The organism is Clostridium sp. AF35-15 (assembly GCF_003477745.1).
Lineage (GTDB): Bacteria > Bacillota > Clostridia > Lachnospirales > Lachnospiraceae > Otoolea > Otoolea fessa.
Genome location: NZ_QUDY01000005.1, coordinates 1 through 24,117 on the forward strand (window position 1 = coordinate 1; position 24,117 = coordinate 24,117).

26 protein-coding genes, 1 tRNA gene and 1 pseudogene are annotated in these 24,117 nt (G+C 46.7%); all 28 read left to right on the top strand.

The window, feature by feature from the left end; genetic code table 11:
* Positions 1 to 199 (top strand): annotated as a pseudogene (locus DWZ76_RS15045) (hypothetical protein); the annotation flags it as partial.
* Positions 200 to 317: 118 nt separating this feature from the next.
* A complete protein-coding gene (locus tag DWZ76_RS15405; protein WP_279220581.1) occupies positions 318 to 440 on the top strand; it encodes a hypothetical protein in 123 nt (40 codons plus the stop codon).
* A 48-nt stretch (positions 441 to 488) separates the two neighbouring features.
* On the top strand, positions 489 to 1,397 hold the full coding sequence (locus tag DWZ76_RS07010) for a hypothetical protein (RefSeq protein WP_118472257.1): 909 nt from the start codon (positions 489 to 491) through the stop codon (positions 1,395 to 1,397).
* Positions 1,398 to 1,685: 288 nt separating this feature from the next.
* The gene (locus DWZ76_RS07015) at positions 1,686 to 2,525 is read left to right on the top strand and encodes a ParA family protein (RefSeq protein WP_118472258.1); all 840 of its coding nucleotides are present in this window, start codon (positions 1,686 to 1,688) and stop codon (positions 2,523 to 2,525) included.
* Positions 2,518 to 2,916 carry a hypothetical protein gene (locus DWZ76_RS07020; protein WP_118472259.1) on the top strand — a complete coding sequence of 133 codons (399 nt, stop codon included), beginning with the start codon at positions 2,518 to 2,520 and terminating at the stop codon, positions 2,914 to 2,916. The genes DWZ76_RS07015 and DWZ76_RS07020 overlap by 8 nt, the downstream gene beginning before the upstream one ends.
* Positions 2,906 to 3,568, top strand: a complete 663-nt coding sequence (locus tag DWZ76_RS07025) for a hypothetical protein (RefSeq protein ID WP_118472260.1) — start codon at positions 2,906 to 2,908, stop codon at positions 3,566 to 3,568. Before DWZ76_RS07020 ends, DWZ76_RS07025 begins: the two co-directional genes overlap by 11 nt.
* 288 nt (positions 3,569 to 3,856) lie before the next feature.
* Positions 3,857 to 4,309 (top strand): hypothetical protein, encoded by a 453-nt coding sequence (locus DWZ76_RS07030; RefSeq protein WP_182431284.1) that lies wholly within the window; start codon positions 3,857 to 3,859, stop codon positions 4,307 to 4,309.
* Between the two features lie 144 nt (positions 4,310 to 4,453).
* Positions 4,454 to 4,526: transfer RNA gene (locus tag DWZ76_RS07035), tRNA-Ile, on the top strand.
* Positions 4,527 to 4,756: 230 nt separating this feature from the next.
* Positions 4,757 to 5,614, top strand: coding sequence for a terminase small subunit (locus tag DWZ76_RS07040; protein WP_118472261.1), 858 nt, complete (start codon positions 4,757 to 4,759; stop codon positions 5,612 to 5,614).
* Complete coding sequence (locus DWZ76_RS07045; protein ID WP_118472262.1) at positions 5,604 to 6,977, top strand: PBSX family phage terminase large subunit; 1,374 nt, start codon at positions 5,604 to 5,606, stop codon at positions 6,975 to 6,977. The genes DWZ76_RS07040 and DWZ76_RS07045 overlap by 11 nt, the downstream gene beginning before the upstream one ends.
* Positions 6,978 to 6,983: 6 nt before the next feature.
* Positions 6,984 to 8,348: a phage portal protein gene (locus DWZ76_RS07050; RefSeq protein WP_118472263.1), complete on the top strand. Its 1,365-nt coding sequence runs from the start codon at positions 6,984 to 6,986 to the stop codon at positions 8,346 to 8,348.
* A complete protein-coding gene (locus DWZ76_RS07055; protein WP_118472264.1) occupies positions 8,345 to 9,892 on the top strand; it encodes a phage minor capsid protein in 1,548 nt (515 codons plus the stop codon). The genes DWZ76_RS07050 and DWZ76_RS07055 overlap by 4 nt, the downstream gene beginning before the upstream one ends.
* Positions 9,873 to 10,052 carry a hypothetical protein gene (locus tag DWZ76_RS07060; protein ID WP_118472265.1) on the top strand — a complete coding sequence of 60 codons (180 nt, stop codon included), beginning with the start codon at positions 9,873 to 9,875 and terminating at the stop codon, positions 10,050 to 10,052. Before DWZ76_RS07055 ends, DWZ76_RS07060 begins: the two co-directional genes overlap by 20 nt.
* Before the next feature lie 160 nt (positions 10,053 to 10,212).
* Positions 10,213 to 10,758, top strand: coding sequence for a phage scaffolding protein (locus DWZ76_RS07065; protein WP_182431286.1), 546 nt, complete (start codon positions 10,213 to 10,215; stop codon positions 10,756 to 10,758).
* Between the two features lie 3 nt (positions 10,759 to 10,761).
* The gene (locus DWZ76_RS07070) at positions 10,762 to 11,958 is read left to right on the top strand and encodes a phage major capsid protein (RefSeq protein WP_118472267.1); all 1,197 of its coding nucleotides are present in this window, start codon (positions 10,762 to 10,764) and stop codon (positions 11,956 to 11,958) included.
* 15 nt (positions 11,959 to 11,973) lie between these two features.
* Positions 11,974 to 12,366: a hypothetical protein gene (locus tag DWZ76_RS07075; RefSeq protein WP_118472268.1), complete on the top strand. Its 393-nt coding sequence runs from the start codon at positions 11,974 to 11,976 to the stop codon at positions 12,364 to 12,366.
* 2 nt (positions 12,367 to 12,368) lie between these two features.
* On the top strand, positions 12,369 to 12,728 hold the full coding sequence (locus DWZ76_RS07080) for a DUF6751 family protein (protein ID WP_118472269.1): 360 nt from the start codon (positions 12,369 to 12,371) through the stop codon (positions 12,726 to 12,728).
* Positions 12,728 to 13,162, top strand: a complete 435-nt coding sequence (locus DWZ76_RS07085) for a minor capsid protein (protein ID WP_118472270.1) — start codon at positions 12,728 to 12,730, stop codon at positions 13,160 to 13,162. The genes DWZ76_RS07080 and DWZ76_RS07085 overlap by 1 nt, the downstream gene beginning before the upstream one ends.
* 1 nt (position 13,163) lies before the next feature.
* Positions 13,164 to 13,601 (top strand): hypothetical protein, encoded by a 438-nt coding sequence (locus DWZ76_RS07090; protein WP_118472271.1) that lies wholly within the window; start codon positions 13,164 to 13,166, stop codon positions 13,599 to 13,601.
* Positions 13,598 to 14,104: a hypothetical protein gene (locus tag DWZ76_RS07095; protein WP_118472272.1), complete on the top strand. Its 507-nt coding sequence runs from the start codon at positions 13,598 to 13,600 to the stop codon at positions 14,102 to 14,104. The genes DWZ76_RS07090 and DWZ76_RS07095 overlap by 4 nt, the downstream gene beginning before the upstream one ends.
* A 10-nt stretch (positions 14,105 to 14,114) precedes the next feature.
* Complete coding sequence (locus DWZ76_RS07100; protein ID WP_118472273.1) at positions 14,115 to 14,420, top strand: hypothetical protein; 306 nt, start codon at positions 14,115 to 14,117, stop codon at positions 14,418 to 14,420.
* Positions 14,417 to 15,043 (top strand): Gp15 family bacteriophage protein, encoded by a 627-nt coding sequence (locus tag DWZ76_RS07105; RefSeq protein ID WP_118472274.1) that lies wholly within the window; start codon positions 14,417 to 14,419, stop codon positions 15,041 to 15,043. Before DWZ76_RS07100 ends, DWZ76_RS07105 begins: the two co-directional genes overlap by 4 nt.
* A 191-nt stretch (positions 15,044 to 15,234) precedes the next feature.
* Positions 15,235 to 17,859 carry a phage tail tape measure protein gene (locus tag DWZ76_RS07110; protein ID WP_118472275.1) on the top strand — a complete coding sequence of 875 codons (2,625 nt, stop codon included), beginning with the start codon at positions 15,235 to 15,237 and terminating at the stop codon, positions 17,857 to 17,859.
* Positions 17,856 to 18,554, top strand: coding sequence for a mtfA protein (locus DWZ76_RS07115; RefSeq protein WP_118472276.1), 699 nt, complete (start codon positions 17,856 to 17,858; stop codon positions 18,552 to 18,554). Before DWZ76_RS07110 ends, DWZ76_RS07115 begins: the two co-directional genes overlap by 4 nt.
* Positions 18,555 to 20,792 carry a phage tail spike protein gene (locus DWZ76_RS07120; RefSeq protein ID WP_118472277.1) on the top strand — a complete coding sequence of 746 codons (2,238 nt, stop codon included), beginning with the start codon at positions 18,555 to 18,557 and terminating at the stop codon, positions 20,790 to 20,792.
* The gene (locus DWZ76_RS07125) at positions 20,789 to 20,992 is read left to right on the top strand and encodes a hypothetical protein (protein ID WP_118472278.1); all 204 of its coding nucleotides are present in this window, start codon (positions 20,789 to 20,791) and stop codon (positions 20,990 to 20,992) included. The genes DWZ76_RS07120 and DWZ76_RS07125 overlap by 4 nt, the downstream gene beginning before the upstream one ends.
* 2 nt (positions 20,993 to 20,994) lie before the next feature.
* Positions 20,995 to 21,927, top strand: coding sequence for a hypothetical protein (locus DWZ76_RS07130; protein ID WP_118472279.1), 933 nt, complete (start codon positions 20,995 to 20,997; stop codon positions 21,925 to 21,927).
* Positions 21,928 to 22,379: 452 nt separating this feature from the next.
* Complete coding sequence (locus DWZ76_RS07135) at positions 22,380 to 23,402, top strand: tyrosine-type recombinase/integrase (protein WP_118472280.1); 1,023 nt, start codon at positions 22,380 to 22,382, stop codon at positions 23,400 to 23,402.
* Positions 23,403 to 24,117: the final 715 nt, after the last annotated feature.

The following is a 24,117-nucleotide window of genomic DNA, read 5'->3' on the forward strand; positions in this document are numbered from 1 at the left end:
CGTTGGCAGAGATAAGCAGATATATGAGGCTGCTGGGGAGGTGGAAGGAATGAAGAAAGATGCGGAGGACAGCATCCCCAAAGCGGCAGTGCTGGAGCTGATAAAAGAGATGGGCGGCTGTGATGCGGGCGATGAGTTTGCCAGGGGATGGGATGCCGCCTGTGATGCGTTTTACAAGACTATCATGGAGAGGTTTTGAGATGAATAGAGCAGAAACGACAAAATTAATTCATTATGCGTGGATATGAATTTGGGTGGAGATATCAAACAGAAACTATTGACGGGGAAGCTACCGAAGAAGAGGTAGAAGAAAGGACATGGAGATGAATGATAATTGCAATAGAGCGTGCTGGAACTGCTGGTATGACGAGTTTTGTGACTGGCATCCGGCGGGCGATGAGGAAGTGTGCGAGGAGTACATAGCAGATGACGAGGGTTAAGTGGTTAGATAAATCAGCCATAAGCGGGCGGCAGAAGAGGAAGAGCGGATGAGAGTAGCGTTGATCGATGTAGATGGACACAATTTTCCGAGTCTGCCGATTATGAAGTTGTCAACGTGGCATAAGCGGAAGGGCGATGCCGTGGAATGGTACGATCCGCTGACTGCATGGATGAATCCACCGGATAGGGTGTATATGAGCAAGGTCTTTACATTTACACCAGATTATCCGCATCCGATAAATGCCAGAGAAATCATAAAAGGCGGGACCGGCTACAATTATCCATCGGGCGGCGTCAGCTTGCCAGATGAAATTGAGCATATTTATCCCGACTATGGCCTGTATCCAGAACTGTGCAAAGATACAGCATATGGATTTCTGACTAGAGGATGTCCGCGCGGATGTAACTTTTGCATTGTGGGGGAAAAAGAAGGAAAGTGCAGCCGGAAAGTGGCAAATCTGTCCGAGTTCTGGGCAGGACAGAAGAATATTGTGCTATTAGATCCAAATATGTTTGCCTGTCGCGAATGGAAAGATTTGAGCCAGCAGCTCATTGAGAGTGGAGCGTGGGTTGATTTTTCACAAGGATGCGACATTCGTATTATGACGGCAGAAAAAGCGCAGTATCTCAAACAGATGAAGATTAAGCGGATTCATTTCGCTTGGGATCGATACGATGATAAAGACAAAATCGTTCCGCAGTTCGAGGCATTTAAACGTGTGACAGGCTGGGATTATCGTAAGATGGGCGTGTATGTGCTTTGTGGATTTGATACAACACTGGAACAGGATTTGGAACGGATTTATACTTTGCGGGATATGGGATATACCCCATACGTGATGATTTATGAGAAGTACAAACTTCGGCGAGGGGATGATTTGATAAGGTTGCAACGATGGGTTAATTCCAAATATGCGTTCGCATCAGTCAAAAAATTTGAAAACTATAAGGCGTAAAAGGCGAAGCGGCTGCCGAATTGCCGGGCGGATCGCCTGGGCGAGGATGCGGGCGGGCAGTTGAGGTTCGCGTAGAAAAATAGAGTGAGGTGGTAAGCACAGTCGATAGAGCGTCTTACATCCAGCGCGGAGGTTTGAACTCTTTCGTTCCGATTTGCCTGGTTTGGGGATTCTACGCCCGGATATTCCAGGGAATATGAGACATCTTTCAAAAAGGGTGTCTTTTTGTCGTTGTTTTTTGGGCAACATGTGTTATACTGAAAGAAAAATGTCGAAGGGGAAGATTACATGAGCGGAAAAGTTATTTCATTCATTAATATGAAGGGTGGAGTTGGAAAAACAACTTTATGCATTGGAATTGGAGAATACTTAGCTACATATTGTAAAAAGAAAATTTTATTTATTGATTTAGATCCACAGTTCAATACGACACAAAGTTTAATCAATGAGTTTGACTTAGAAGATGAGTATATGAACGAATATTCTAGTGGAGACAACAATAAAACAGTAATGAAGCTATTTCAATCACAACTTACACTTGCAAAAAAAGTTGACATTCCAACGCCGGATGATGTGTTAGTAAAATTGAATGATAATATGGATTTGCTTCCTGGAACTATCAATTTAATTCTTGTAGAAAGTGATAAAGATGGGACTAAAGCGAGAAAAGTAAAGCGTTTTATCAATGAGAATAAATTGAGAGATAACTATGATTTTATTTTTATAGATTGCCCACCTACCATTAGTGTATATACAGATGCAGCATTAATAGCTTCGGACTTTTATTTAGTTCCAAATCGAATTGATAGATATTCTATTTTGGGGATTAAATTATTAAAACAGGTAATAGATCGCTTGGATGACAATGAACATATAGGAATTCTCCCGTTAGGTATTGTATATACTATGATTAGAGATTTGACGCAAAAAACACTAATGCTTAAAGAAACATTTGAAAAAGATGATATCGTTAAAAAAATTGGATTGTTTTCAAATTCAACCTCTTTTGTTAACGACTTACTGGTTGGATTGCAGGGGAATATTTCTTCAAAGTATAAAAAATCGCGAGAAGAGATTGCTGTGCTTTGCGATGAATTTTTGAAAAAGGTGGAACAGTATAATGAATAATAGTGAATTTTTGTTTGAAAAAATAGTTAAAGATCGATTGAAGAAAAAACAGCTTGATATGTTAGATATAATAAGTTTGTTTTGTGTTTTTATTATATCAAGAAAATATATTAAGACCAATGTAGAAGTTAGTGAATTTATTGAACAGACATTAAAAGAAAAGTTTCCACCGTATGTGGTTAAATCACGTACTTTAATGGCAGCGAGAACTTGCAGGGTATTGCTAAATATTGAAGAAATCGATGGTGATAAAGTTTTACATATCATGCGTAAGATTATGAAAAATTCGGAAGAGATTTCAGAAAAAGATAAAGTTATAAAAAGATCTCGTAAAGGAAATGAAAATGATAAATTAGAAAAATGGTTAAGAGGATTTGGCGATGCTGAATAGATACTATGAAGCAGATAATTGCAAAAAAGACATTGAAAGATTTTGCAATATGGTATGCGGTGATAAAAGAATTCAGAAAAGTAAGATTACGTGTGTGGCCAAAAACGTGCTGTTCTTAAAGAAGTTTTTTTATTTTTATGTAGATAATAATCAGACGCATTATTATAGTTGCTTGATAAATGATATGCTAGTATTAGTACATTCATTATCTCAAAATTCAATAAGAATATATTATGTAACATTTCGTTCATTGATCGAAAATTTAATAAGAGTTTTATTGAAATATGATGATATGAATGCAACAGGTGTTAGGAATATGTTTACAGAATTTGCGGAAAATAGTTGTAAGGAATATTATAGCTATTTAGAGGGAGAATATGGAAAATGCTGTAATGTTGTACATAGTAATGCCAATTTTACACTTCCGATGTATAGTTTCTATGAGGAGTTATTGCTGGCAGATGAAGTGAATGATAAAATAATAGATGCGTTTTGTGATAGTATGATGACATTTTATAAGAAGCTAAAAGATTTCTTGATAGATAATAAACCTGATGATATATGGGCGGCTTTTCGTAACAACAATGAAGTTCTTTATACACTGGTTGGACAAAGAGATTATGAGCGTTTAGAAGGAAAGATAGAAAAATAGTAGTAGATTTAGTAAATGGGGCCGCCACTGCGTGGCTCTTTTCATTTATTTTAAGCTCGATGAGGTGAAATGAGAGCAATCAGCGCCTGTAGAATTAACAAAAGCATATGCATCTTTAATATCGGGGCTGTCGTATTAATGTGCGGCAGCCTTTTTCGATCCCCAAAAATCCAAACGTGCAGAGAACCCCTCCCGCCCCACCATGATAAAATAATGGCAGAATGCCAGAAATAAGGGAAGTGATAGGCATTGAAGGCTTGTGAAGTAAAATAGAGGGAGGTGGTACCGTTGGAGAAAAAGGTGCTGCTGCAGTATTGCGAAGTCATGGAAGAGATAAAAGATATTAGAAGACGCATCCGGGAACTGGACAAGTTCCTGGAAAACCCGCCGATTGTGGCGGACACCGTAAAAGGGAGCAGGGCGGATTTAACGATAGGCCCGATCAAGGTCAATGGTTTTCCAGATCCGATGCTGTATAGAAAGAAGCGGGCGGCGGAACGCTACCGGAAGCTTCTGACAGCCAAGGAAGCGGAGCTTCTGGAATTAACGACAAAGGCAGAGGAGTACATAGAGGCGATTAAAAAGCCTGATTTGAGAATTATGTTCCGCTTCTATTATCTGGAGGGATTGACATGGATTCAAGTAGCCTATCGACTGAACCGGATGTTTCCAAAACGTCGGGTTAAATATACGGAAGATGGATGCCGGATGAGAAATTCCCGATTTTTTGAAGAAAAATAAAAATGTTCGGTCGTGTTCGCTATAAAAGTAGTAGTATGGTATTAAGCATTCGTGTGACGGCGAATGTGGACGGTTCACGATGACGGAAAAATCCTCCGTATGTACTTCAACCCCGCTGGAAGATGGTCCCGGCGGGGAACCCCCTGGAACGTAGCTCAGTTGGTAGAGTGGCCGGCTTATATCCGGTGGGTCGAGGGTTCAAGTCCTTCCGTTCCGATTTGGCATGTTGAGCGGGCAGCATGCCGGTCTACTTGTGTTAGACATAATAAAATATCCTTTCGAGATGGCACCTGTCGCAAGATGGGTGCTTTTCTTCTGCCTATTATCATACGGCGCGCACGGCACCAGCCCACCTCCTGCGAGAAGGCAGCAGTCGGCTGTCTTGTATGGTGCCGGCGGGATCGTATTTGGTTACATAAAACTTAGAGAAATGAGAGGTGGTGGTGCATGGCCAGAGCGCCGGATGCCAGAGTAGATCAGGCGAAAGAATTATATCAGCAGGGTAAAAAGCTGGTTGAGATATCGGCGCAGCTGGGAGTGCCAGAAGGCACCGTCCGCCGGTGGAAACATACCTATGGATGGGATGGCGAACGTTCGGAAAAGAAAAGTGAACGTTCGAAAAAGAAGAACGAACGCTCGGAAAGAGTAAAGAAAGCAGTTGCTGAGGAAGTGGAGCGGGTTATAGAGAACCCGAATCTGACTGACAAGCAGCAGCTTTTTTGTTTGCACTATGTTCGATGCTTCAATGCGACGAAGGCATATCAGAAAGCGTATGGTTGCAGCTATGAAACGGCAGGGTCAAACGGCTATGCCCTACTGCAAAATACTGCAATAATAGCAGAGATTCAGAGGTTGAAACAAGCCCGCCTTAACCGTGAGCTTCTGGACGAGAGTGATATCTTCCAGAAATACATGGATATTGCCTTTGCTGACATCACAGATTATGTGGAGTTTGGGCGAGAAGAGGTTCAGGTTATGGGCGCGTTCGGTCCGGTACTGCAGGAGGACGAGGAGACAGGAAAGAAGATTCCAGTTACCAAAGTCGTCAATACAGTTCGCTTCCGGGAGTCTGGAGAGGTTGATGGTACGATCGTCACGGAAGTAAAGCAGGGCAGAGACGGAGTCAGTATCAAGCTGGCGGACCGGATGAAAGCGCTGGAATGGCTGGCGGCGCATATGGACTTAGCCACACCCGAACAGAAGAGCCGAATGGAGCATCTGAAAGCCCAGACCGATAAAATAACCGGACAGGGGCAGGAGATAGAGGATCTGGATGAGATAGAGGGCGAGATTTATGGCGGGTAAGGTAGTCAAAAAGAAAACCATAGAGTTTCACTTCTCAGAGAAACACAAGGAATACATCCGGCGGTGTCAGCAGTGCTCCTATAATGTGGCAGAGGGCGCAGTTCGAGCAGGCAAGACGGTGGACAATATCTTTGCGTTTGCGCATGAGTTAAAAACAACTCCGGATCGAATCCACCTGGCAACCGGTTCAACGGTCGGCAATGCAAAGCTGAACATCGGAGACTGCAATGGTCTGGGACTGGAATGGATTTTTCGGGGACAATGCCACTGGGGAAAATACAAAGATAATGAAGCTCTGTTTGTAAAGGGACCTTCGACGAGCTGGCAGCAGAAGATTGTTATCTTCGCAGGTGGCGGCAAGGAAGACAGTTATAAGAAGATTCGAGGCAACTCTTACGGAATGTGGATTGCCACGGAGATCAACCTGCACCATGACAAGACCATCAAAGAGGCGTTTAACCGTCAGCTGGCGGCGAAACGCTTAAAAGTATTTTGGGACTTAAATCCGGACAACCCGCGGGCGGCTATCTATTCAGAATACATCGACCGCTACCAGAAGCAGCAGGAAGCGGGGGAGTTCCCTGGTGGATACAACTACATGCACTGTACCATCTACGATAACATCAACATCACGCCGGAGCGTCTGCATGAGATAGAAAGCCGGTATGATGTCAATTCGATTTGGTTTCTTCGTGACATCAAGGGAATGCGTGTAGTAGCAACCGGTCTGATTTACCGACGCTTTGCGGATGATATCACTGCGGGAATCGGAACATTCCGGATCCAGGGCAAACCGACGGACCTCATGGAGATCAATCTGGGGATTGACTTCGGTGGCAGCGGATCGGGGCATTCGTTCACGGCTACCGCCATTACAAGAAGTTACCACAATGTGGTGGCGCTTGCATCGGAGTGGATTCGATGCAAGGATGAGTCGGGCAACCAGATAGAGATAGATCCTCAGATGCTGGGAGATATGTTCTGTAACTTCGTCCGGAAAGTCTTAGGGCAGTACGGCTATATTACGACGGTTTATGCAGATAGCGCAGAGCAGACGCTGATTGCAGGCATCCGGAGCAGTCTCCGGCACAACGGACTCGGTTGGATTCGGGTCGAGAATGCGCTGAAAGCTCCCATCAATGACCGAATCAACGCGGTGCTGATATTGATGGCGCAGGGGCGTTTTCAGTATGTTGAGGGAGAATGCGAGAGCTTGGTCAATGCACTATGCACAGCTGTGTGGGATCCAAAAGAACTGACGAAGAATGTTCGGCTGGATGATGGAACCAGTGATATCGACTCTCTGGATAGTTTTGAGTACACACTAGAGCGGCGAATCAGCCAGCTCATTAAATATGGGTGATGAAAAATGGATTATACGAAAATGTATGAGGCATTGCGGAAAGTCCTTGGAAATGAGCAGATTGATTTTGCCATGTCCGGGCGGAGCAGTGCCTTAATTGAATTGTGGTCCCGGATGTATGAAGAAAAATCGCCGTGGCTCCATGAGATAGATAACGCGAATATCCCGGCAACGGTGGCGGGAGAGATTGCCAGACTTACGACCCTGGAATTACAGAGCAAGGTTGATGGCAGTCCGAGAGCGGATTTTCTAAACAGCATGTATCAAAACGTTCTTGGAAAGCTCCGGGTTCAGACAGAATATGCCTTTGCGAAAGGCAGCATGGTATTCAAACCGTATGTTTCCGTAAATGGTATCGCGATCCAGTACATCCAGGCGGATATGTTCTTCCCACTGGATTTTGACTCTGAGAAAATGACGCGCTGTGCCTTTTTGGATCAGTTCCGGAAGGGCAATGCCATTTATAGCCGAATCGAATTGTATTCGCTGGATGGAGACACGCTCTCAATTAAGAACCGGGTCTTCGTGGCGAGGACAAAGGGAACTTTAGGCTCGGAGATTTCGATCGGAAGCGTTCCAAGATGGTCGGAACTGGCGGAAGAAATGCAGTTTTCTGGTGTCAGCAAGCTGCCGATTGGGTATTTTGCGGTGCCGCTTGGAAATAACAAAGATTCCGGCAGTCCGCTGGGCGTTTCTGTTTATTCACGGGCAATTAAACAGATTGAGGATGCAGATCGGCGGTATTCACAGATTAACTGGGAGTATGACAGCAAGGAAACGGCGGTACATATCGCTCAGAGCTTGCTTAAATACAATCCAGATACAAACAGCTATGAGTATCCGGGCGGCAAGGAACGTCTGTACAGGGGCGTCGAATATGCCGCTGGCGCGCAGGACAAGCCGCTTCTGGATGTCTTTTCCCCGGCTATCCGTGATTCGTCATATTACAACGGATGGAATCAGCAGATGCGCCTGATTGAGTTCCGCTGTAATCTGGCTTACGGTACTCTGTCGGATCCGAACAACACGGATAAGACGGCGGAGGAAATCAAAGCCAGTAAGCAGAGATCCTATGATTTCATTTCAGACTGTCAGAGAGCCCTGCAGAAGGCACTGACGGATTTGGTGGATGCGATGGCATTCTGGTGCGACATTTATTCTCTATGTCCTGCCGGAGCCTATCATCTGTCCTTCCAGTGGGATGATTCCATTGTGGTCGATGCGAAAGCCGAACGAGATAATGACCGCGCGGATGTGGCGATGGGTGCGATGGCTCTGTATGAGTACCGAATGAAGTGGTACGGAGAAACCGAAGAGGAAGCCAAAGCTGCAATCAGTGAAATCAGCAGCACAGGGGAAGTGATTGAGTGACGCAGGGAGAACTTGAAAAACTGGCGCTGAAAACCGGAAACTTGTTTTCGGAATTGGAGATCCGTATCATGTCGGATGTTGCCAGGCGAATCAAAGACGCAGGCTTTTCGACTGCTTCGTCTGACTGGCAGATCCGGAGGCTGGAGGAACTCGGAAAGGCAGAATCAGAAATAAAAGACTGGGTGCAGGAAACACTGCAGAAGAGTGACGAGGAAATGGAACACATTTTTTCGGATGAAGTGTATGAGCAGTATTATCAGCACTCCAGAGCCTACAAAGCATCCGGCGTCAAGATGCTGCCGTTCGAAGAGAACACGCCGCTCATCCGGCTGACCGAAGCGGTCAAGTCTCAGCTTTCGGGAGAATATAAGAATATCGCCGGTTCAATGGGCTTCGCGATTCGCGGACCTGATGGACGCATACAGGCATCGCCGCTTATGACGTTCTACCGCTCCACGCTGGATAATGCTGTTCTGGATATACAGTCTGGCGGGTTTGACTATGGGACTGTCCTCAAGCGTACCGTGAGCCGCATGACGAACTCAGGACTTCGGTGGATTGATTATGATTCCGGTGTTCACAGCCGCGTGGACGTAGCAGCTAGGAGAGCGGTTTTAACAGGATTTCGGCAGGTGCAGGGTAAGATAAACGAACAGGTGGCAGCAGACCTCAAAACGAACAGCTATGAGGTTTCTTATCATGTGGGTGCCCGCCCATCGCATCAACCTTGGCAGGGACGGGTCTGGACGATGGAACAGCTTCAGAGCGTTTGCGGACTCGGTACGGTGACTGGATTGCATGGAGCAAACTGCTATCATGATTACAGTCCGTTTATCCCTGGTATGTCCACGCGGACATATACCGACGATCAGCTGCAGGAGATGCTGGATGAAGAAAATACTCCGAAAGATTATTACGGCAAGTCCTATACCACTTATGAGGCGTTACAGGAGCAGCGCAAGATGGAGAGGAATATGCGTGCGACCCGGCAGCAGGTGAAGCTGTTGCAGACGGGCGGCGCGGATGAAAAGGATGTTATTCTCAAAAAAGCCAAGTATCAGGGACAGTTGCAGAAATATGCTGATTTTTCAAAGACAATGCATCTGCCAGAGCGGAAGCAGCGGATCACACAAGATGGTCTGCGCGGGCGGTTTACACCAACAAAGACAGAACAGAAAAGGCTTGAAGAGTCGGAGAAAAATGATAGAATAAAGGTAGAGCTAGCAGAAGCGAAGATTCGAGGAGTTCCGAAACTGAATCCAGATAAAGTGGATGTCTCTGGATTTACTTACGATACGGAGCATATCAATGACGAACGCCTACACGGAGTTACCAGAGCCGACGCAGAAAAGTTTATCCAAGAAGCGGATATTTCTCTTACAAGATGGAATGGTCAGTTTATAAATTATTACAGCCCTAACGGTGCGACGTATGTGGATGTGAAAAATAGAAATATAAGAACCGCATTTAAGAAAGAGCAATTTGATGAGCCAACACTGAAAATAAGGGAGGTGGCAGAACAATATGGCAATAAAAAAACTTAGCTGTCCGTTAATGGATGCGGAAATTGATGAAGGAATATGCTATGACATCCACATGAATGTGGAAGGGCTGGCACCAGAATGGACAATTCCCGAGAAGGTGTTAGAAACTCCAGATTATAAAAAAACATGCTTGCAATGTCCGAACCATAGGGACGATTAAATACCACCCGTCAGCAGATAGGTGGTATTTTTATACCCAAAATCAGTAATCAGCACGCAGAAATGTGTGTTATTTTTATACCCTTTTGGCGTGGCTGCCGTAAAAGCCTACTTTTAAGATGGACGGCTACCCATCGGAAAAAGCCGAGAAAGGAAGCAACATGGCAATTTTTAAGACTGAGGCACTCAAGGAAAAAGGACTGACACAGGAACAGATTGATTATATCATGGCGGAGGCCGGAAAGCAGGTGAACTCCCTGACGGCGGAGAGGGACGGCTATAAGAATCAGCTTGCGACCGCACAGGCATCCCTGAAAGCAATGGAGGGGATCGATGCAGCGGGACTCCAGACCAAAATCAATGAATTATCCGAGCAGATGAAGGGCAAGGATGCGGAGATCGAGAAAATCAAATCTGATTATGCATTTGATGCGGCGGTCAAGGAGGCGATCCGGAAGGCATCCGGCAAGAACGAGCGCGCGATCATGGCGCTTCTGGATGTGGATGGCTTAAAGGCATCGAAGAATCAGACACAGGACATTGACGCGGCTCTGGCAGCGGTTAAAAAGGATAATGATTACCTGTTTGGCAGTTCTGCGCCGGTTCCGAGAGTGGTAAGCAGCACATCAGGCATCAATAACGATGCACAGACAAAGAGAGAACAGGCGAACGAAGCACTGAGAAACCTGTTCGGAAAAGGAGAGTAAAATATGGCAGTAAATATCACAGATAGATCAGCAGTTGAAGCTTTAATCCGTGAGCAGATTGTATCTACCATCTTCCAGGATGCACCGAAACAGTCCGCATTCATGGGGATGGCGCGCAAGCTTCCAAACATGACATCCAAGCAGACCCGTATCCGCGTTCTGGATTTTCTTCCGACGGCTTATTGGGTGGATGGAGATACTGGAATGAAGCAGACCTCTATGCAGGCGTGGGACAACGTATACCTGACTGCGGCAGAGCTGGCGGTTATCGTGCCGATTCCGGAGTCTGTATTTGATGATGCCGAGATTGATATTCTGGGCGAGATTACCCCAAGAGTCAATGAGGCAATCGGTCAGAGAGTCGATGCGGCAATTATCTTTGGCGATAACAGACCGAGAGAGTGGCAGGCAGATATCATTACCCTGGCGCGTCAGGCTGGGAACAATGTTTCCCCATCTTCCGGCAAGGACTACTACGATCTGACCCTTGGAGAGGGCGGTGTATTTTCTAAAGTTGAGGATGATGGCTATGCGGTAACCGGAGCAATCGCCCCGATGACGTTCAAGTCCAAGCTGAGAGGACTGCGTGATTCAAACAAGCAGCCGATTTTCACACATAATATGCAGGATTCCAGCAAGTATGCGCTGGATGGCGTACCGATCCAGTTCCCGGAGAACGGTTCCTTCATGCCGGATATCGCACAGCTGGTTGTCGGCGATTTCTCCAAGGCTGTTTACGCGATTCGCCAGGATATTACCGTAAAACTGCTGACAGAGGGCGTTATCCAGGATCCGAATACGAAGGATATCGTTTATAACCTGGCACAGCAGGATATGATTGCGCTTCGTGTAGTATTCCGCATGGGCTGGGCGCTCCCGAATCCGGCAACCCGCCTCAATGAGGATCGTACCGGCTGCACATTTGCTTATCTGGAGCCGGGCACTCCGGCTGTTACCCAGAAGGTAACCTTTACGGTAACGGATGGCAAAGAGTCCAGCCCGACGGCCTATGAGGATGTCCGTATCAACGTAGATGGTGCGATCCTTAAGACGGATTCGGCTGGTAAAGCGGAGTTTAACCTGAGAAAAGGCACCTATGCGGCAAAGATCACGAAGAAAGGCTTTGTTCCGGTAACGGAGACGTTCACGGTTGACGCTTCTGCCGTAAACAAGGCGATCACTCTGGTAGCGCAGGCCTAGTAAGGAGCTGATGCAATGGCTTATGCAACGCGGGACTATTACATTTCTGGTTATCTGCAGGGGCGTTCCCCTGCGGTGCCGGATGCGGATTTCCTGTTCTGGGAAAAGCAGGCGGAGCGGATCGTAGACAGCTATACATTCGACCGAATCAAGGCGAATATCAGCCTTTTGACGGAGGGTGTGAAAGATTGCACCTGTGAGCTGACAGAACTGCTCTATCGGGCGGACAAGGCTTCGCAGAGCACATCTGATTTTGGCGGTCCGTTGACATCGTATTCCAACGACGGAGAATCCGGCACGATTGACCTGTCAAGGTCGATTTACACCGAAGAGGGGAAACGGAAAAAGTGCCGGGAGATCATCTGCCGGTATCTGGGAAATACGCCACTGCTTTATCGGGGGGTGTGAGAATGAACCCGAATTACAATCAGATAATTACAGTCTTCCGGAAGGTTGGAACGGCGTGGAGCAAGAGTGTGTTCGAGCAATGTTTTTGGAAGTCTGGGATCACCGTGGTTCAGAATGATACTGAAGCATCGCAGACGAACACCTACACAGTACGTATTCCCCTGGAAGCGGCTGGAAGCGATTTTTCGGTGTCTCCGGGGGATGTAGTAGTGTTAGGCGAATGTGCGGACGAGATCACTGGAAAAAGCCCTAACACGGCGGCGGAAGTCCTGCGCCGGAATAAGCCGAATGCGTTTCTTGTCAGCGCATATTCAGACAATACCGCCTATCGGATGGCGAAGCACTACAGACTGGGGGGCTGATGATGGATGTCGAAATCAAATGGAATAAAACATCGGATCAGATTGCCAAAGAGAAAACAAGGGGCAATGATGGTCTTCTGTTTCTCGCCAACGAGGCAAAACGGCTGATGGATCCGTATGTTCCGGCTGACAGCCTGGCACTTGCCCAGAATGTCAGTGTCCATGTAGAGGGAGACACTGGTGTGATTGAGTATCAATCGCCATATGCTCATTACCAATACAAGGGCGTGGCATACGGTCCGAACTATCCGCTGATGGATGGCGGCGCTGTGATGGGATATTATTCCCCACCACACAAGTCCTCCACCGGAAAGAAGCTGAAATACAGCCATTTCCGCCATCCGCAGGCTACATCCGAATGGGACAAGGCTATGATGAGGGCGCGCAAGGGCGATCTGGTGCGGGCACTGGAAAACTATCTCGGAGGTAAGTGACATGACAAAGCATGATGCAGTGACGGCGTTCTTCCAACCAAAAGCCGAGGAGCTGGCGGGTCAGTACCTGGAATTTAACTATTCGGATGATTACAGCGGCATTTCGCTGGTAACAAACTATTCGGACAAGCTGCTTAAAAAGTATCTTTGGGGGTCTGAAAAAGAATATGGTTTCTCGATTATAATTGTGCAGCCGTATTCGACCGATACGGACGATCTGAACCTCACGGCGATGAATTTCGCCCAGGCTTTCATGGATTGGCTGGAAGAGCAGAATAAAAAGCGGAACTATCCGGAATTTCCGAATAGTTGCCAGATAAAGAAGATGGAGACGCTCCAGAATATGCCAAATCTGGCGGGCGTCAATGTAAAGGAAGGAATGGCGCGGTACATGGTACAGTGCCGGATTGTCTATTTTGAGAAAGGAGACAAGCGATGAAAATCAGTGAATTAATGGCAGGCGTTACACCAAACGCATCTTATGAAGGCTGGGTAACGGCAGATGACTGGGTACTGGCGATTGATACCAGGCCGTCGGCAGAAGCAGCTACAGAAGTAAAAAATTATGAGGTTGTCCAGATGGGCGTCGAGGGACTGGATGCGAATCTTAACCCGGTAACGTCAGAAAAAACCTATATCCGTGCCGGAAAATCGACCCAGAAGACTGGAACAGCAAGATCCTTTGCGGTATCCGGTGATCGTTATATCGGCGATCCGGCGCAGGATTTCATGCTGTCCCATGCGATGAAATATGCGAAAGGTAACGCAGCGGTAACGAATTATGTGTACTTCTGTATGCTCAATGGTAAAGGTGAGAAAGGTCAAGTGTCCGTAATCGTCAATTCAGAGGGCGGCGGCAATGCGGGAGAATCATCGTCTATCGATATCAACCTGCAGAAGATTGGGGCAGAACCGGCGGAGTATACATATTCAGCGGAATAGGAGGATAAACATGCAGATCAGAGGAAGAGAAGTTGATTTTAAAATCGGGCGTTTAAAGGATGCCGCAGCATTTGAAAAGGCTCTTGACAAGATGAGCAAGACGGAAAAGGAAGTCAATAAAAAGGGGACACTCAGCGAGATTATTGCAGCAGAGATTGAAATGTTTCGTACTTTTGTTAAAGAATCAACAGGCGAGGATGTTCTGGAAGACTGTGATGATCTGGAAGAGGCGAAAGGCGCTTACATTGATATGCTTTTAGGAATCAAAAAACAGAAAGAAACGCTGCTCGGATTTTCAATGGATGAGATCAAATGAAATGGTCAGTAACGTTTGACAAACTTCCCGGTACGGCACGCATTGGTGGGATAGTTTATGACATTTCTTTTGGCTACCGCACCATGATGGCAGCGGAGATTGAAATGTTCCGGCAGGACATCAGCGACGAACAGAAGATGCTCAATGCGCTGAATCTGTTCTATGCCCGCAATATCCCGCCGGATCTGGATGCGGCAGTTGATTATATGCTCTGGTTCCACCGCGGCGGGGAGTCTGTCCGGAAGGGCAGCGGAGCAAAAAAACGAACAGCGCGGCGGGGATACTGTTTTTTGAAGGATGCCCCGCTTATCTACGCGGCATTCCGGCAGCAGTACAGCATCAATCTCAGGCAGACGCCGAACGACTCCCTGCATTGGTGGGAGTTCCTGGCGATGTTCGAGGCGTTGGATGAAAACACCCGGATGGCGAAGGTCATGTACTGGCGGACCTGTGATACCAAAGGAATGGGAAAAGAGCAAAAAGCGTATATCAAGCAGATGCGGACACTTTATTCCCTGGAAGAGCCGCAGGCAACGATGGATAGTCGGTTGAGACTGGCAAAGCGTAACGCAGATATGCGGGCGTATGTGAAAAGAAGGATGGAAGAATGCCAAAACGGGTAAAGTGCCCTTACTGCGGTTATTCCATGCTTATTTTTTTTTCTGAAAAATCAGATTGTCATGGGATAACCGTACCGTGTAAAGGGCGGAATTGTGGAAAAGAATTTGAAATTAAGATAAAGAATGGAGAGCAAATCAAGTAGAGCCATTATGAGCCGATGATTTTCTCTTGTCCGAGAGGCGAGGTGAAATGAATGGGCTATGATGGAACTGTAAAGATTGGCACGGAACTGGATAGTAGCGGAGTCAAAAAAGGCTTAGACGAGATTAATGGAACAGCGCAGTCAGGATTCTCAAAGTTTAGTGAGATTGGAAAGAATGCGCTGTCTGTTTTTGCCGGAAATATGCTGACCGGCGTTGTATCACAGGCCAAGAATGCCGCCGGGGCTGTCCTTGATATCGGCATGAGCTTTGAGTCGGGGATGTCGAAAGTAGAGGCAATCTCCGGTGCGACCGGCGAGGACCTGGCAGCCCTGACAGATAAAGCGAAAGAAATGGGCGCAAAGACGAAGTTCAGCGCCACCGAATCCGCCGAGGCGATGCAGTACATGGCAATGGCAGGCTGGAAAACCAGCGATATGCTGAACGGCATTGAGGGTATCATGAACCTTGCCGCGGCATCCGGCGAAGATCTGGCTACGACTTCTGATATTGTCACAGACGCACTTACCGCGTTCGGCTTGTCGGCACAGGATTCTACTCATTTTGCGGATATACTGGCACAGGCATCCTCCAACGCAAACACCAACGTCAGCATGATGGGTGAGACGTTTAAATACGTGGCTCCGGTCGCTGGTGCGATGGGATATTCGGCGGAGGATGTGGCGCTGGCGGTCGGATTGATGGCGAACTCCGGTATCAAAGCCAGCCAGGCGGGCACCTCACTGAAAGCGGCGCTGGTAAACATGGTAAAGCCAACGGATGATATGCGGGGCGTCATGGAGCGGCTTGGCATATCGATCCAAAATGCCGATGGAAGTATAAAGCCGTTTGGTGAGTTGATCGGGGATCTGCGAGACAAGTTTGCGATTACCACGGACGCTGAGCGTGCTCAGAACTATGCGATGGCGGAGCAGAAACTTACAGCGGAGGGGCTGGCAGACAGCCTGTCAGGGTTAAGTGGAGAGCAGCGGAATGCACAAATCGCATACCTTGAAGGCGTTGAGCTTATCAAGGATATGACCAAAGAAGAGATTAAGGCTCAGGCAAAGCAGAAACTTGGAATCAAGCTGACGAAAGAAAGACAGCTCTCGGAGGAAGAGCTATATCAGCTTGCATCTTCCCTCGGTAAAGAATCGTTGGATGGCATGACGGCGGCGATGCAGGAGGAGGCAGCTGCAACCCTGTTCGGAAAAGAGGCTATGTCCGGAATGCTGGCGATCATCAATGCGTCGGATGCAGACTATGAAAAACTGGCAGGTTCGATCGAAAACTGCGATGGTGCAGCGGCAGCAATGGCAGAAACCATGCAGAATAACCTGGAAGGGCAGCTGACAATTCTGGGATCCGCGGCACAAGCACTCGCCTTGGAGTTGTATGAATCAGTTAAGGAACCGCTGACGAACTTCACAAAGCTGGGAATCGATGTAGTCTCAAACTTAACGCAGGGGTTTGAGGAAGGCGGCGTCGTGGGAATGATCGAAGCCGCTGGACAGATGGCAAATGCGTTTGCCGAGAATCTTCCGTCGATTATCGAACAGGGGCTTCCGCTGGTAGAGGGCTTTACCGAAAACTTACGTTCCAACGCCGGAAAACTGGTTGATGGCGGCATTGATTTGATATTAAAGCTGGCACAGGGTCTGATGGACGGGCTGCCCGCGATGCTTCAGTATGTTCCGCAGATCATCATAAACATTGCCGGAATCATCAATGACAACGCACCAAAGCTGTTAATGGCCGGTGTACAGTTGATAGTGGTTCTTGGAAAAGGACTGATTCAGGCAATTCCGGATATTATTGCAGCCTTGCCGCAAATTATCCAGGCGATCGTAAGTACCTTGCAGGCATTTAACTGGGTTAATTCTGGAATATATATTATTACGCTGCTGAGAAATGGCATTATATCAATGGTAGGTGCGATTGCCTCAGCTGCTGCAGAGATACTCAAAGCAATTGTTGGAGCAATACAGAGCTTACCGCAAAAGCTTCTTGAAATTGCCAAAAAGGCAGGTGAAGGAATTTCAAGTGGCCTAAAAGGGATGCTCGGAGCGATTAAAGGAGCGGCTACCAGCATCCTGAGTGGCATTGTGAGTGCCCTCACATCGCTGCCATCCAAACTCTTAGGTCTTGCGAAAAATGGCGCCCAGAGCATCGTCAAGGGATTCACAGGGCAGTCGTGGGGCAATATCGGAAAGAATATCATCACAGGCATTACAGCCGGAATCACGGGTTCGGTTGGAAAGCTGGCAGAGGCGGCGAAGAATGCAGCGAAGAAAGCGTTTGACGCGGCAAAGGATTTCCTTGGTATTCATTCCCCATCGAAGCTGATGCGGGACGTTATCGGTAAGAACATGATCGCCGGATTTGAGAGAGGTATCGTGGCAGAAACACCGAATCTGGAAAAAACGTCGGCTGGCTCTGCTCAAAGGGCGGTGGAGAGTATGCAGGGAATTGCATTACAGAGATCCGGAACTGTGGTAGCAGGGAATCAGGTACCGCCGGCACCAACGCCGGGCGGCGGACAAGGAAGCACAGTGGTTGTCCTCGAAAAAGGCAGCATAACCGGAGATGTGACAATGGATGGAGAAAAAGTAGGCACACTTGTAGCGCCTACAGTGGATACCGAGATTGAACGAGCGCGGAAGGAGAGTGAACGATGATTTATCCAGATGTGCAGATGGCAGATATAAAAACCTTTACAGACTGGGGGCTGAAATTGGAATCGATAAATATTTCCTTCCCCGAAGCTAAGACGGATCTGTTAGATATTCCAGGAGCGAACGGGCTCCTGGATCTGTCTGAGGTAAACGGTCAGATTTGTTATAAAAACCGAACGCTGACCTTGAATTTTTCCCTGTTTGACGATTACACGGAATGGCATGATTTAAGCAGTAAAATCGCCAAGACGTTGCACGGAAAGGTTATCAAGTGCGTTCTGCCAGACGATCCGAACTATTACTATGAGGGGCGTTTTTCATTGCAGACGACAAAAAGCAATGATGTGCTGGCGGATTTTGTGATTACTGGCGATGTGCAGCCATTTAAAATGGAACGGTACACAGCGGCGGAAAATTGGCTGTGGGATCCGTTTTCATTCGAGAACGGCATAGTCAGAGGATATAGCGGCATATCAATATCCGGTTCCCTGTCGGTTGATGTGACCGGATCTGATATGCCGATAGTTCCGGAGATTACCTGCAGTGCGGCCATGACGGTAGAGGTAGGCGGTAAGACGTTTGAGCTGACAGAAGGAGTCAATAAAAACTATGACATCATCCTGGGATCCGGAACAAACGTTATGAAATTTACTGGCACCGGCACCGTGTCGATTGATTTCAGAGGAGGTGTGCTGTAGATGTATAAAGTTACAGTGGTTACGGAGGGAAAGGAATATCCGCTTTTGAACCAGGTTCTCCGGCTGGAGAATCCAACGCTGAAAGAATATGCCGGCAACTCTCCAGGGTATCTTAAATTTAAGATTACGCCGAAGCATCCGTATTATGACAAGATTCTGCCACTGTCTTCCGAATTATTTGTTTATGAGGACGGAATGGAGATCTTCCGAGGGCGGAGCATGACGACCGAAGAAGAGTTTAACCGGACACATCAAATCACTTGCGAATCGGATCTCGCATACCTATGCGATAGCATCATCCGGCCATTTGAGTTCCAGGGCAGTATTGTGGAGTTTATGACTCAGGTGTTGAAGGTTCACAATGAACAGGTAGAGGTACGTAAACAGTATCTTCTGGGGCGCGTCAATGTGGTAGATAGTAACAACTACATTAACCGTAGCAACTCTGATTATGCGTGTTCTCTGGACTGCCTGCGGGATAAGCTGGTAAAGACCCACGGCGGATATCTCCGGACCCGGTGCGAAGCTGGAAAGCGCTATCTGGACTATCTGACGGATGGCGGCGGGACAAACGATCAGGTTATCCGGTACGGCGTCAATCTGGCAGATTACAGCAAGACACAGGATGCCACGGAGCTTTTTACCGCACTGATTCCGACCGGCGCAGACCTGGAAGATACCTCCTCCAGCGGAGAGAGTACCACCAAAACAGTCGATATTACATCCGTGAATGGCGGCAAAGATTTTATTTACGATGAGGATGCGGTGCAGCGGTACGGCTGGATCTTCCGTCAGCACAAATGGGAGGATGTCACACTGCCGGAAAACCTCATCAAAAAGGCGCGGGCGTATCTGGAGCAGTCCATCTATTTGAGTGATGTTTTAAAGCTGACGGCGGTGGATCTGGCGAACGTGAATGTCGATATCAAGCGTTTGGAAACTGGGTACTGGACAAAGGTTATATCCCGTCCTCACGGTGTGGATGTTATGTATATCCTGGAAGAACGTACGCGAAACCTGCAGGAGCCAGGAAAAGACACAGTTTCTCTGGGCGGCACGATTGCTACGTTATCTGGCAGCATGGCGAAATCCCAAAAGGAATTATCTGCGAAAGTGGAGCAGGTGGGACAGGCGGCGACAAAGGGCATCGACCAGAAGATTAATAATGCAACGCAGCTCATCAGCGGCGGACTCGGCGGATATGTAGTGATCGGGCGGTCTGAAAATGGTCATCCGGAGGAAATACTGATCCTGGACGCGCCGACAAAAGCCAACGCCAAGAATGTAATTCGGCTCAATAAGAACGGTATCGGATTTTCCACCAGCGGATACAATGGAGTGTATCGGAATGCCTGGACCATCGACGGAAATCTGATTGCGGATTTTATTACATCTGGAACAATGTACGCAGACCGGATTAAGGGCGGGACGCTGATGCTTGGCGGCGTCGGCAATTCGAACGGTGTATTGAAAGCGTATGATACTGCAGGAAATGCAATTTGTTCACTTGATAACGAGAGTTTTTTGCTTACAGGTGATGGTGTGTCAGTGAGTTTCGATATATCTCATTATGTAGGAGATTCTGGCAATGGCGATGAGGGTTTGTGGTCGGCTGTAAAAATTTCCGATAAGTATACATGTATGCATATGACTCCGGACGATCTTAGGGTGTTCGATGGGATGGATGATAATTTAGATGGCAATTATTGTGAGTTATATCATTTTGGAATCGGATTTTACGAAAACGGATCTGTGACAGCTCAACTCAACCCAGATGAGATGTATGTTGCGGGTGATGCGACTGTCGAAGGTGATTTGAATGTTACCGGAAAGAAGCACAGAACAATACAAACTCCCAATTACGGGAAAATTAGTCTATCTGCCTATGAAACAGCATCACCAATGTTTGGCGATATTGGAAGCGGGCAGATTGGAGCTGATGGTTTGTGTTACATCTGGATCGATCCGGTGTTTGTGCAAACCATCTTCGGGGAATACCAGGTATTTGTTCAAGGTTACTCAGATGCTCCGTTTTATGTCACAGAAAGGGCTTCTGGTTATTTTGTGGTTAAAGGTCCGGCCGGAGCGTCCTTTGGTTGGGAGATTAAAGCAAAGCAGGCAGGGCTTGAGCAGGAGCGAATGGACGCGTTTCACCGGAGAGAAAAGAAAGAAAAAGAGACATATGGCAAAGACGGCGCAAGATACTATCAGGAATACATGGAGGGATTGACGAAATGAAAAAAGTAACAGCAATTACAATTTTTGATACGGCAGTTGGGACAAGAGCAAGCATCGTTTACAGCGAGATCAATGATGATGGCGTGATTGTAAAGGACAATATCCGTTTGGATCGCATCATCGTGGATAAGGCAGTTCTTAAGAGTGTGGCTGCGGTAACATCCTACGCACAGGAGCTGGTTGATGGATTGGAGGGCTAAAGATGGCGGTTGATAACATTGATTTAAGCGGAGAGATTAAAGCCTGGAAAGATGCGGCTTACGGCAAGGATGTCAGGGCGGCAAATGTAGCGGCATTTGAGAAGATACAAGGAACTGTGAACGATACGGTGCAGAATGTTAATCAGGCGTCCGAGGATGCTTCCAGCGCATCGCAGAATGCACAGAAAGCGGTTGATGATATCCAGTCCGCGATCGAAACTGCCACAAGCAAAGCGAGTGAGGCGGCCGGAAGTGCAACAGCAGCGGATACCTCGAAGAAAGCGGCGGCAAGTAGCGCAGCGGCAGCGGATAATTCAAAGACACAAGCGGCAGCATCGGCAGCGGAAGCAAAAAAGATTGCTCAGGGTTTGGGCGATTTTGACGGAACGGCTGCGAAAGTCAAGATTACCGATACATACGGTTTGGTAGTGAGTGCCTTAGGGGAGAGTACCGCGCAGGCGCTGATTGATGCGATTGCCAATAAGGTTGTGAATGAGCTTATCAATAAAAATAAGATTGTAAATAACCTTCTGGCAACGGATGCCTCCACCGTTCTGGCGGGAACGCAGGGCGCGGCGCTGGATAAAAGGTTGGTGGCGGCGGAGAAAGCGGTTACTCAGTTAAATAGCGAAATAGGGTATATCCAAAATTATGATATAGATACATTATCATCTCCATCTCAATTAACTCATTCTGGTTATTATCAATTTGTAAATTGTAGTTCAACAGTTAATGATAATGCATCCACTAAATTTACAGATTATCAAATTGGAGACTTTGTAGGCTTATTAATTACGAGAAATGGCTATGCTACTTCAGATGCAGGTTGCCAATGGGGTACATTTATCATTACTTCACCTAGATTCACAAATAAGTTTTGGATAGGTCGAATTTGGGGATATAAGTTCGTAAATTTCATTAAAATTGGATCATAAGTTCAGATTATGAGAACATTACACATTATACTGGTAACAGGCGTGTCATTCAGAATTACAATGTGGATACAGCAGCTTGGAAAAAGTATGAATTTCAAATTACCATGAAATAGCGAGGCCTTATTTACCAATGCTCTTCATACTGTCAGTGCCAACGACAGTAACGGCATAAAAAATGACATGTATGCTAATTGGAATACTTTTAAAACTGGTGTAGCTGCACTTCTGTACCGAAATTCTGCCGAGGCATGGATCGGACTTATCAATAAATACGATAATGCTAAAGGAAGCGTTTTACTGATCAACTCCTGGGGCTCAATTAAAGTTTACCGACACTATGGAACCGTTTTAACTGACATATATGTGGCATCTTGAAATCGTAATTTAACTGAGTAAATTTTACAGAATCTCTCCTTTTTGATACTCTGAAAGAGCTAGAAGGGAGAGATTTTATGATTGAAGAATTATTGATGAATGTAGTAAATGCGATGAGCAACAGCCTGGATGAGGAGCAGTTGGACAAGTTGCAGAATGTCCTGTACATCAATTTCCACGGCGTGAGAGTAGTAGAAGAGAAGAATGAACTCCAGGCAACTGGCACAGACAGCGACACTGTAAAGATGCGGCTGTTTGTTGCCAGTAAAAAAGTTTCCGGACGACAAGATAACACACTGGCTCAGTACATCCGGGAAGTTACCAACTGCCGGAATGCACTCCAAAAGAACATTGAAGATATCACCACAATGGACCTACGGTGGTATTTTGGAATGCTCCGGGAGCGGAATAAAATCAGCATGGTCACTCTGCAGGGGCGGATGCGGTATCTAAATAGCTTCTGGACCTTCCTACAAAAAGAAAACCTTGTGAAAGATAATCCTGTGGCGCGAATTGAATCACTCCGGATCGAAAGCACAATCAAAAAAGCCTTTTCGGCACAGGAGCTGGAAGCCCTCCGGATCGCCTGTGAGCGTCCGCGGGATAGAGCACTGATAGAGTTTTTGTATGCGACGGGAGTGCGTGTGTCCGAGCTATGCAGCTTAAGTGTAGGAGATATAGATTTATACAAGCAGGAGTTCAAAGTTATGGGTAAGGGCCGAAAGGAGAGGAGATTATACGTCTCAGACGTAGCTTGCTTTCATCTCTACCGATATCTAAGGTGGAGAATGGCAAAAGAGGGGCTGACAATGGAAGAACTGGCGCAGAAACCGCTTTTTGTATCTGCGAAGAAGCCGTATAGCTGCATGACAGTGGCGGGAGTACAATATCTTGTGAAATCTTTAGGGAAAAAGGCAGGGGTCGGAAATGTGCATCCGCATCGATTTCGCCGAACCTTTGCGACAGATCTCTTGAATCGAGGAATGCGGATCGAGGAGGTCATGGTGCTGATGGGACACACAAAGATAGAGACCACATTAATTTACTGCAATATCAAGCAGGATAACGTGAGAGAGTCGTATCGTAAATACGCAGCATAGAAGAGGAGAGGAGTAGTTTTTTGAGTCGGCAGAAATGGCGGCTTTTTTGTTGTACATAAAAATAGGAGAGCGGAGAGAAGAGGAGATCAGGCAGCATTTTGACCCGGAAGATGGGTAAGATTTTCACGGTTAAATTACGATTTCCTTAGTTATCTATAAGACACCCACATGTGCGAACTTTCTTTAACTTCCTGCCCGTATAATAATACTGAATCTATATAAATCCTCTGAATCGACACACCTATTCTGCCGCCTACATATGTTCCAGAATTAAAATACATACCAAAATTATAAAATCGAAATTCATTGCCGGATGCACGAACCAGAGGATAGACCAGTGGAATCGAAAAAGTCACGTGGTTATTTGAATTAACGATGATAAAAACATGAATTGCTTTCCATGACAAACTGCTTATATCTACTGATGATACGCCATTTGCAAAAGATTTCCACGATAGCTCGCTATTTCATGGGGACAACCTTTTGGCATATTATCCTATTTTTAAATACGTAACCGCTTTTAAAGCCAAATTATTAAATATCTGTGAACTACCTTTGAACAAGATACGAAACGTTACGGTTCCGGTATTCGAATCGAACGAAGCCTGAATTGTGCTTTTCCAATAAGGATCATCCGTAAATGTGTTTGCCACTGTCGTTCCATATGTGCGACCATTGCCTGTTAAGATAAGTATGTCGTATACTGCAGATTCAA